This is a genomic window from Paraclostridium dentum, from assembly GCF_012922555.1.
GTDB classification, from domain to species: Bacteria; Bacillota; Clostridia; order Peptostreptococcales; family Peptostreptococcaceae; genus Paraclostridium; species Paraclostridium dentum.
The window spans coordinates 1-9,338 of record NZ_WIPK01000027.1; the positions used below are offsets into that span (position 1 = coordinate 1).

The window sequence follows — 9,338 nt, forward strand, 5'->3', positions numbered from 1 at the left end:
TACTAATCTATTCATGAACTTTAATTGTTCTTCTTCTGTTAATTTAGTAGTTGTTTGTGGTAATAATTTAACTTCTGGAAACTACCACTTCTTACTATATTATAATGTAATAAAATTGCTATGTATATCTTAATCTATAATAGTATATTTTTTTATTAATAAATGCTACCTAAACCTAAGATAACATATTTCATAGCATCTGTATATAACTACATCTAAAATTATACATTAAACTTTCTACTTTTTAATTCTTCCTTTATGTATCTTTTAGTTACATCTTTAGAGCTTTCTTTTTTATACCCACGCTTTCCAATAGAATCATAATATCTGTTTAAACATTCTATAGCAAAATCTCTTTCATCTATAAACCATTCCTCATCATAATCATTAATTAGTTCCTTTCCTATTTTGGCTGAACTTAAGTATGTAAACCAGTTTACAATACGTTGCCTATCTTCAGTGATTACATAAGGAATATATGAACTCCAGTTGGAATCATATATATAAAAGCTTAACATGTCTCTCTCATGCTCACCCAGTACACCATGAAATACAAAAGCTCTATCTCTAAATTCTTTTCTTATCTCTACATTTATGACATCCTCTTCATATATACATATAATATCATCAATTGACCAACTATCATCTATTATTCCATATTTACTTATGTATACATTACAAAATTCATCTACCTCATCTCCTATATGTCCATCTAATATATGCATAGTGCTTTCTATTGTATAGTCTAAAAGCATATAGAGTGTATCTCTTTTGGCTTCTATCTCCTTTCTTCTTCCCATATCAAATATGTAGTAAGCTCCCAGTACCCCTATTATAGAACCTACAAAAGATAATAAATCCCCTAACTCAAATTTCCAACTAAAAGCTAATATAACAACTACAATGAGCTGTATAATGTACATATTTTTTGATTTTACTACCCCATTTATTTTCTTCAAAATGTTGTTCATTACACTCATCTCCCTACTTATACTACCTATCTATATCTTATAATTTAAATTCATCTTTAATATCTACGTAAAGTAATTATATACTTAAATTTAATTGTCTACTAGTAATGATTCAAACACTTATCTCGCCTTGAGGAAGCTTTACACGCCTTAAACCCCTCGGTATAACCGTTTTCATCCTACTCACCATACATCAACTCTAGTTATACTAACAGCTCGTATGCTAGTAGTTGATGATGGAGATAGTATATTGAAGTTTAAGCGAACCTCCCTTAATTTTACTTATATTGGATTCACTACCAATTAATCATGTCCTTTTTGTATTTTCTTACCATAAGGGTTAACCTCGAAACCCATTGCAATCACTATTGTCCAATATAGCATTTGTGTGAGCTACACAAATGCTATATTTCATATCTTAAAAACTTGTAAAGTAATTCTCTCATTCTCATCGATGGAATATATACATTTAGTACAGTGTCCTCTTGGTCATTTCTTATAGTTCCTCTGAAGATAAATTGTATAAGGTCGCTCACAGCTAAAGTATCTTCATCTACCTTAACTCCATGAAACTCGAAGAATGATTTTTCAATAGGATTCATAAATCTATTGAATATATATGCACATGCAGTACAGTTTCTATAGTCATTAGTAGCTCTAATGTTTATACTTACAAAATTGTCCTTCTTTTTGGTTTTGTAATATATCGCCTTATCACTTTTCAAACTTGGAGCTATATCTTTAAGTGTAGTCCAAAATGAAGATTTAGAGTTTACCTTTTGACTGGTAAAAAAGCTCCTTAGATTCTTATTCAACCTGTCTAAAGAGTTTTTATCACATCTCTTTAACCATGTTGATGAGAACATTGTGTGTGTTGGTTTCTTACAGTAGTTTGAGTTCAACTTAGATTTACCATTATCCTCATATATATTAAGTCTTTTAGCTATCATTTCCCTATTGTCTAATCTATTGTTATAATCAACAAGCTCATATCTATCATTAACCTTTGTTACAGACTTCTTTTGATAAGTAAATCCATGTAGGTCATAATAGTATCTTTGTATCTGTCCATCAAATAGATATGTTAATATGTACACCTTTTCAAACACCTCAAATGATTTATGATGTAAAGTCCAAAATACAAATGTATTATTGAATAGAAACAGGTTATCATTCTTAGAGAGGTGTTTTAATTCTTCAAACTTTCCTTTGTATTCAGAATCTATCCATTCAATAAAACCAGTTTTTTCATCTATCTTAATTACCTTACTTTCAATAAGCATTTTTAAATCCCTTGGTGTAATCTTAATTGGATTAATTACATTAAGAACTTCATCTAAGATTAAGGTGTATCCCACTTCTTCTATAAGCTCTAACAACTCCTTATCACATAGTTTGAACAACTCATGTGTACATACTATATTTTCTCCTCTAGATACTAGATGTCTTAGGTCTTCAGCTTTACTACCATGTTCATTATTATTAGTCGGTTCTTTAAAATCCCCATCTGTACTTTCTATTATTCTTTGTATTTCAGTTAAGTATGGTGTTACATATATAAACCTTCCTGCAAAGGGCTCTTTCATATGTTGTATCGCCCAACTTGTTTTACCTGCTCCACATATTGCATCAACTACAGTTATCTTTGTTTCCATTTAAATCTTCTCCTTTAAATTATTTTATTTTATAGTTGTATATTAACAACACATAAAAAGTACTAAAATTTAGTTGCAATATCTATATTTTCATTGTATAATTTAAAGTGTAATATATAATGGGTATATATTACACTTTAATTCAAAAAAATAATATACAACTACATTGTTTAAGAAGGAAACGGTAATTTCCATCTTATCTATAGACGGTAATCTATAGGATATGTGTTGCTATATATAATAACCTTTTGATATAGATACTCTTTACTTCAAGACTTTCGGGTATCTTTTTTTGTTTCTCTTTCTACCTTTAATCGTTTATTATAGCCACAATGTTCAATATTTGTTACCATTTCATCTGTTATTAAGCATAAGTCTAATTCATCCTTTTTATTTCCTAGCATTCTATTATATCCATCCTTGTTTTTGAGTCTAGTATCATACAGTAATCTATTAACTTCAAATGCTTCATATATTTTGGCTTCTTTCTCACTCATGTTTTTATCAAGTTCTGTTATAATTTCAAACTTAATTACTCCATCTTTCATTAAGTTATAAAATTCATAGTCACACATTTCATTATATAAACTTCTTATATTAGAGTATATATGCTTCAAATAATAATTTGAATGGTCGCCTGTCTTTAGTGTATATAAATGTTCATTCCATCTCTCATTAATCTCTTGCTTAGTAATACCTACATAATAGTACTTTCCATGTATACTTTTGTACCTATTTCTAACTCTATCATCTAGTTTTGTAGTATCAATAGTAATTAGATATACACTCCAAGGTCTATTTCTTCTCTCCTCCTCTCTCTTAGCTTTCATCATCGCCTTAAATTCTTCAGGCTTCTTTCTCTTATTCTGCGTACCATTTTTAGCTCTAAAGCAATCCCTACACCAAGAATAGTAGTACCAACCTCTCCCATTGTTATATGCTCCAAACTTAGTTGATGCATCTGTAACACTTGCTAAGTATTTTTCTTTACAATAGCTACATGTTTTTAGGGTATCTTTCAAATCTGCTTTTTCTTTCGTTATAATAATTACCTTCCTTTCAATTCAGAAAATTCGTTTTCCTAAAGATTTTTAAAAAGTGTTAGACAAATTTATCTAACATTGGATATTATACCACGCCCTTAGGAAAATGTCAAGGAAAACAGCATTTCCAACATTTTGAGACACCTATAGAACTACTATAATTTATAGTGTTTTGTAAGGAAAAAATTTTTTTCTATGAATACTAGATAACTAACTTTCTTCCCATTTTCCCACCCCACTTTGATTTATGGAAGTACCCCCCATGTCGGTTGACATGTAACTCCTATAATTTGTCGGATAACATGTAGCCCGAGTTATTATAAGGGCACTATATCTTGTAGTCTTTGTTGAGATTATTGTTGTAAATGCACCCGACCCGAGTAAAAATTTTTTTCTATGAATATACATTAGATACAGACATGTTTTTGACCAAATGAAAATGGTTTTGGTAAATGGGACACACAATTCCTTTGAAGAGAGAAGAAGTCACTCAATCCACACCTCATAGAATCCATTTTCAGTTATAGACGAAGTGTAACTTTCTGAAATGGACAAACCCTCTTAGAATTGCTCTGAGAGGGTCAGGGTTGTACTTTGTTAGGTTTATTAATCGTACTTATTAAAACTACGATTTTATCAGCTCTGTGACTTGAGTTAACGTGAGTGATTATAGACTGTTCAATTCATCTGTTCTACCTTGTTACTTAGTTACTTAATAACTCTATAAGCGTTTTTTGTCACTATATGCTTCCAGTAACCAATCTTATTATGCTCTAATCATTTAACACATAATAAAAAGACTAAGCTTGTTACACTTAGTCTCTTAGGTTCTTTAGCTCTTACTTATATTCATCATCCACTATATCTACTATATGAGTATATCATTGTTGTACTTAAATCCTCATGTACCAGTGCCTTTTGTACTAATTTGATGTTCTTAGTATGTCTCAATAAGTCTGTAGCATAGCTATGTCTCAGTGTGTGCGGACTTACCTTCTTGTTTATGCCCCTATCAACTGTTCCTGCTCCTGTTCTGTCAAGAACTCAGGTAACTTTCTCTTTGCCATCCTATCTATCCCTCTACCTTTGAATAACCACCTATAATTCATATTATAGCTGGTTATTCACCATTATGTACAACAACTACAGTTGTCGAATTTAGTTTGTAATTGTAAATATTTGTTTACAATTATACATTAACATATATATATGGAGTGTTATAATTAATTTAGGGAATTTTTGACATAAAAAGGGGGTTATATTAATGAAAAGAAAAATTTCAAAACTATTGGCTGTTTTTACATTACTGATATCTATTGTATTAACATCAGGGATACAAGCTCATGCCGCAACTAGAGGGGAAGATATAGTTGCTGAGGCAAAGAGACATTTGGGCAAGCCTTATGTTTGGGGAGCAACCGGACCAAATTCATTTGATTGTTCAGGGTTAACTCAGTATGTATACAAACAGTTTGGAATAGACATAACAAGAACAACTAGTACTCAAATTAATGCAGGTACTTCAGTTTCAAAATCAGATTTACAGTTAGGTGACTTAGTTTTTACAAGTTCTACCCATGTAGGTATATATGTTGGAAATAATCAAATAATACATGCACCACAAAGTGGAGATGTTGTTAAAATATCCAAAATTTGGAGTTATCATGCTTCTAGAAGAATATTATCAAATTCGGATAAGCCAACCACTCCTTATCACTTTGAGAATGTAGCATTCTATGCTAATTCATCTCAAAGCTCAGAAACAGTACCAATATATAGATATTATAATGGTACAGACCATTTTTATACTCCTAACTACAATGAACTAGGTAGTGGAGGTAATGGATATAAGTTTGAAAATGTAGCATTCTATGCTTATCCATCTCAAAAAACTGGAACAGTACCAGTTTACAGATATTATAATGGTACAGACCATTTATACACTTCTAGCTACAATGAACTGGGTAATGGAAGCAATGGATATAAATTTGAAGGTATAGCATTCTATGCTTATCCATCTCAAACTGATGGAACGTATCCTGTATATAGATGTTTCAATGGCACAGACCATTTTTATACAACAAATAGTGCAGAAGTTCCTAAGTAATAATTTAATTTGATTGAATCCAAGTAAAAGAGGTTAGTTTAAACACTAACCTCTCTTATTTATGTTAACTATTTACTATACTTTTCAATAGACTTTTTAAGTTCCATACTCAATATGCCTTGCTTATTGAACTCCTTATTTTCAATACAGAACTTATCCCCTTTATCAAATAGGGTTTTATTTCCTCTCATTGACTTCTAATATACTTAACTACCCAACACAGTTCTTTTATTACTATATACTTTCAGCCACCAACCTTGCTCTGATTCAATCATTGATGACACAATAAAAGACTAAGCTTATCCAACCTAGTCTTGTTATAGTCTTTGGTGCTCCTTTTTATATCTTATTAGAGTTCTTCTACTTATACCTGTCATTTCTGCAACCTCATTATATGAATGACTATCTAGCAATCTGAGAGCATTATCTCTTTGGGCTTTCTTAAATTTCTTAGGTCTTCCTAGCGTTGCATCTATATCTTTCTCCATCTTTATCTGCTTACCTTCAAGAGTTCTTTCAACTATCATGTCTCTTTCAAATTCAGCAAAACTAAAAAATATATTCCTGATTAATTTAGACGCTGGTGTATTGTCCATTAATCCGATATTCAATACATTTACTTTTATACCTCGTTCTATCAATTCATTAACTATCTTAGAACCTTCTATCATGCTTCTTGCAAATCTATCTAACTTGGTTATAACTAATGTGTCACCATCTTCTAATTCATTTAGCAACTTATTAAACTGTGGTCTATCTGCCTTAGTGCCTGTGTAAGCATCTTTATATATATTATCCTTTAATACTCCATTTTCCATTAATCGTTTTTCTTGTCCCTCTAGACTATTCCCCTCATTTGCTTGTTTAACTGTACTAACTCTTATGTATCCATATATCATCTTTGACACCCCTTATTTTAATATACATTTTGTCACCTATTTATGACACCACCATATGTATTGATATTACTATATCATCTTCACTGGTGTCAATATTAACATTATGTCACCATAATGAATTGTTTATGAAAACAACTATTTTTTTAATAATATAAAAACCACTAATTCTCATTAGTGACTTCAATTATCTTACCATCATTACCAACTGTAACATTACCTTTTATTATTACTTGTTGGATATGTTGTTGCTGTTGTTTTTCACTACCTATAGATTGACCTATAGTAATACCTGTTAATGCTATACCTACAACACCTACTACAGCACCTAATATAGCTATGAAGTTTTTAGTTTTTTGTGATAAGTTCATAACTTCACCTTCTTTCTTTAATAAATTAATGATATTGTGTTTATTTTTAAACACAAAAAAACCACTGGATAACCAGTGGCTTAAAATATGAATTTAATATAATCTTTACATATCTTTTTTATAAATTTTCACTTTCAAAATATGCATTCAAATACATCCATTTACCTAACTAGATTCAATTTGGGTATAAAAAAAGCACGTACTTCTACCGTAAGTGCTTTTTTGTGACATATTTTCTCAACTCAAATTATATCATAAAGTTATATTTTCGTGCAATATATTCATTTGATTTATAAAATACACCTGCCAAAGTTCTAGTTTGTATCATTGTAGTATATAAATTTTAAAATAAGATAGCAACCTACTAATGTAAGTTCTCTTTTGATTTCTATTGGAAGTGTGCTCCCTCTAAGAAACTTTATTCTACTCCTATTTTTTTTGAAATCTCATAACCTATATTGCCAATGTGCTCTTCTTGATTTTTAAGCATATCTTCTAGTTCATTTTGTCTTTTTTCAATTTCTTTTAATCGTTTCTCTTCTTCATCTGTCAAATCACTCTTACTATATAGCTTAGTTTGCTCTCTTTCTAATTGTATCTTTTCATTTATCCTGTTATACAAATCTAAGGAAACATCTCTTATCTTATCATGTAATTTATTAATTTCTTCATCTTCTGTTCTAAATGCAGACAGTCCATCTGCAAAGTCTTTGTAGCTATCTCTTTTTCCTCCTAAATATTTTTCATTTACTACTTCTGAATCAAGATACTTTTCATTATAAACTTCTGTATTTCTGATAGTATCATGTGTCAACCTTTCCATTCTACTTACATATTCTGAATTAACAACCTTCTCAGCTTTACTACACCCCACTAATGACAATGATAATAACATGATTAACGCTACTAATATTTTTTTCATAACTCTATCCCCTTTTAATTCTTATTATATTGTTATAGTATCATTACTTCTTTGTATTAATTTATCTAATTTTGAAATATATTAAATTAAAATTTTTCAAGTTGCATACTAAGTATAGAGGTTATTATATTAACGCCTTATCATTTATCCTAACTCATATACTTTGTATGCAAATGACACATCAATAACATTATCTCCTCAAGTTCATAAGTGGACTTGTAGAAATACTCATTTCGATTATTTTTTCATCATTTATACTCTGTAGATACCTCTTAGTTATATCTACAGTTTCATGTCCCAACAATCTTGATAGACTGTATATATCCAGCCCATTTCTTAACTGCGTCTGAGCAAAGTAGTGCCTACAAGTGTGTGGTGAACACCTTATATCATCTCTTACCCTAGCTCTATTACCTGCTATCTTTAATACCCTCTCTATAGCCTCTACCGTTAATGGCTTACATCTATAGCTTAAAAAATAATTGTTATGACTTAGTATATTATCTTTTAGGTACACCTCCCTAATACGTTCATACTTTATCATTATCTTCTTTAACATGGGACTTATGGGTACAATTCTTTCCTTTCTTCCCTTTCCTAAAATGTGTATAACCGTATCTTTAACATCTAATCTTGTGATACTACATAACTCTGAATTTCTTACTCCTGTATCGATTAATAATGCAACAATACACTTATTACGCGCATTTATATAAGTGTCCATCCTATAAGCATCCAACATTTTTCTTACCTCAGAATCTGTGAAAGTCTGTATAATAACCTTATTTTCCTTTAAGAAACTCACCTTCTTTGCTACATTCAAGCAATACTCTTCCTTATAGCAGTAAGTGTAAAAACTCCTGATATTCTTTAATATTGTGTTGATGTAGGTTTCACTTAAGTTTCTTCCCTTTAAGAAATTAAGATATTGCTTTATGTGAATATGGTTTATTTCCTCAATCTCAGTTATCTCATATTCACTTTTACAATAGTTAAAAAACTTATTCAAATTATTCTTATATCCTTTTATTGTTCTTTCAGAATAACTTTTAATTTGAATTTCATACATATACTCTTTATAAACATCGTCTAAGAGCATATAAAAACACCTCCATATTACTTCATAGATTAATCTATACATCGTAACATAGAGGTGTTTTCATTTATCGTAACACTCTATACATATTTCATTATCATTTAATATAGTATATTTTACGTTTACCTTAACTATTGCAATTACACAGTAGATTTATCAGTTCAAATCTAATCTAAACCATTGGTACTGCTAGTCTAGAATTTTTATTCTTCTATTTCCCAGTTATGAGCTATAGATTGAACATCATCATCATCTTCTAGCATGTCTACTAATCTAT

The 9,338-nt window shown here is 30.0% G+C and carries 10 protein-coding genes; 1 reads left to right on the top strand and 9 read right to left on the bottom strand.

Translation table 11 applies throughout. The features are described 5' to 3' along the window. Positions 1-221: 221 nt before the first annotated feature. From GFJ41_RS17375 to GFJ41_RS19835, 4 genes are all read right to left on the bottom strand, one after another. On the bottom strand, positions 222-971 hold the full coding sequence (locus GFJ41_RS17375) for a hypothetical protein (RefSeq protein WP_170075925.1): 750 nt from the start codon (positions 969-971) through the stop codon (positions 222-224). 404 nt (positions 972-1,375) lie between these two features. Next, positions 1,376-2,626, bottom strand: coding sequence for a YonV family putative phage-derived protein (locus GFJ41_RS17380; RefSeq protein WP_170075926.1), 1,251 nt, complete (start codon positions 2,624-2,626; stop codon positions 1,376-1,378). A gap of 269 nt (positions 2,627-2,895) precedes the next feature. Then, positions 2,896-3,648 (bottom strand): hypothetical protein, encoded by a 753-nt coding sequence (locus tag GFJ41_RS17385; protein ID WP_170075927.1) that lies wholly within the window; start codon positions 3,646-3,648, stop codon positions 2,896-2,898. An 873-nt stretch (positions 3,649-4,521) separates the two neighbouring features. Then, complete coding sequence (locus GFJ41_RS19835; RefSeq protein ID WP_170075933.1) at positions 4,522-4,674, bottom strand: tyrosine-type recombinase/integrase; 153 nt, start codon at positions 4,672-4,674, stop codon at positions 4,522-4,524. Positions 4,675-4,933: 259 nt separating this feature from the next. Here GFJ41_RS19835 and GFJ41_RS18980 point away from each other — a divergent pair, with 259 nt between their 5' ends. Beyond that, positions 4,934-5,776 carry an NlpC/P60 family protein gene (locus tag GFJ41_RS18980; RefSeq protein ID WP_170075928.1) on the top strand — a complete coding sequence of 281 codons (843 nt, stop codon included), beginning with the start codon at positions 4,934-4,936 and terminating at the stop codon, positions 5,774-5,776. Positions 5,777-5,844: 68 nt separating this feature from the next. Here GFJ41_RS18980 and GFJ41_RS18905 read toward each other — a convergent pair whose 3' ends face one another. The 5 genes from GFJ41_RS18905 to GFJ41_RS17415 form a co-directional block, all read right to left on the bottom strand. Continuing rightward, positions 5,845-5,967, bottom strand: coding sequence for a hypothetical protein (locus tag GFJ41_RS18905; RefSeq protein WP_264318553.1), 123 nt, complete (start codon positions 5,965-5,967; stop codon positions 5,845-5,847). 126 nt (positions 5,968-6,093) lie between these two features. Beyond that, on the bottom strand, positions 6,094-6,675 hold the full coding sequence (locus GFJ41_RS17400) for a recombinase family protein (RefSeq protein ID WP_170075929.1): 582 nt from the start codon (positions 6,673-6,675) through the stop codon (positions 6,094-6,096). A gap of 161 nt (positions 6,676-6,836) precedes the next feature. Beyond that, positions 6,837-7,043 carry a hypothetical protein gene (locus GFJ41_RS17405; protein WP_170075930.1) on the bottom strand — a complete coding sequence of 69 codons (207 nt, stop codon included), beginning with the start codon at positions 7,041-7,043 and terminating at the stop codon, positions 6,837-6,839. A gap of 418 nt (positions 7,044-7,461) precedes the next feature. Then, entirely contained in the window at positions 7,462-7,965 is a 504-nt protein-coding gene (locus tag GFJ41_RS17410; protein WP_170075931.1) for a hypothetical protein, read from the bottom strand. Positions 7,966-8,155: 190 nt separating this feature from the next. Then, a complete protein-coding gene (locus GFJ41_RS17415) occupies positions 8,156-9,064 on the bottom strand; it encodes a tyrosine-type recombinase/integrase (RefSeq protein ID WP_170075932.1) in 909 nt (302 codons plus the stop codon). Positions 9,065-9,338 lie beyond the last annotated feature (274 nt).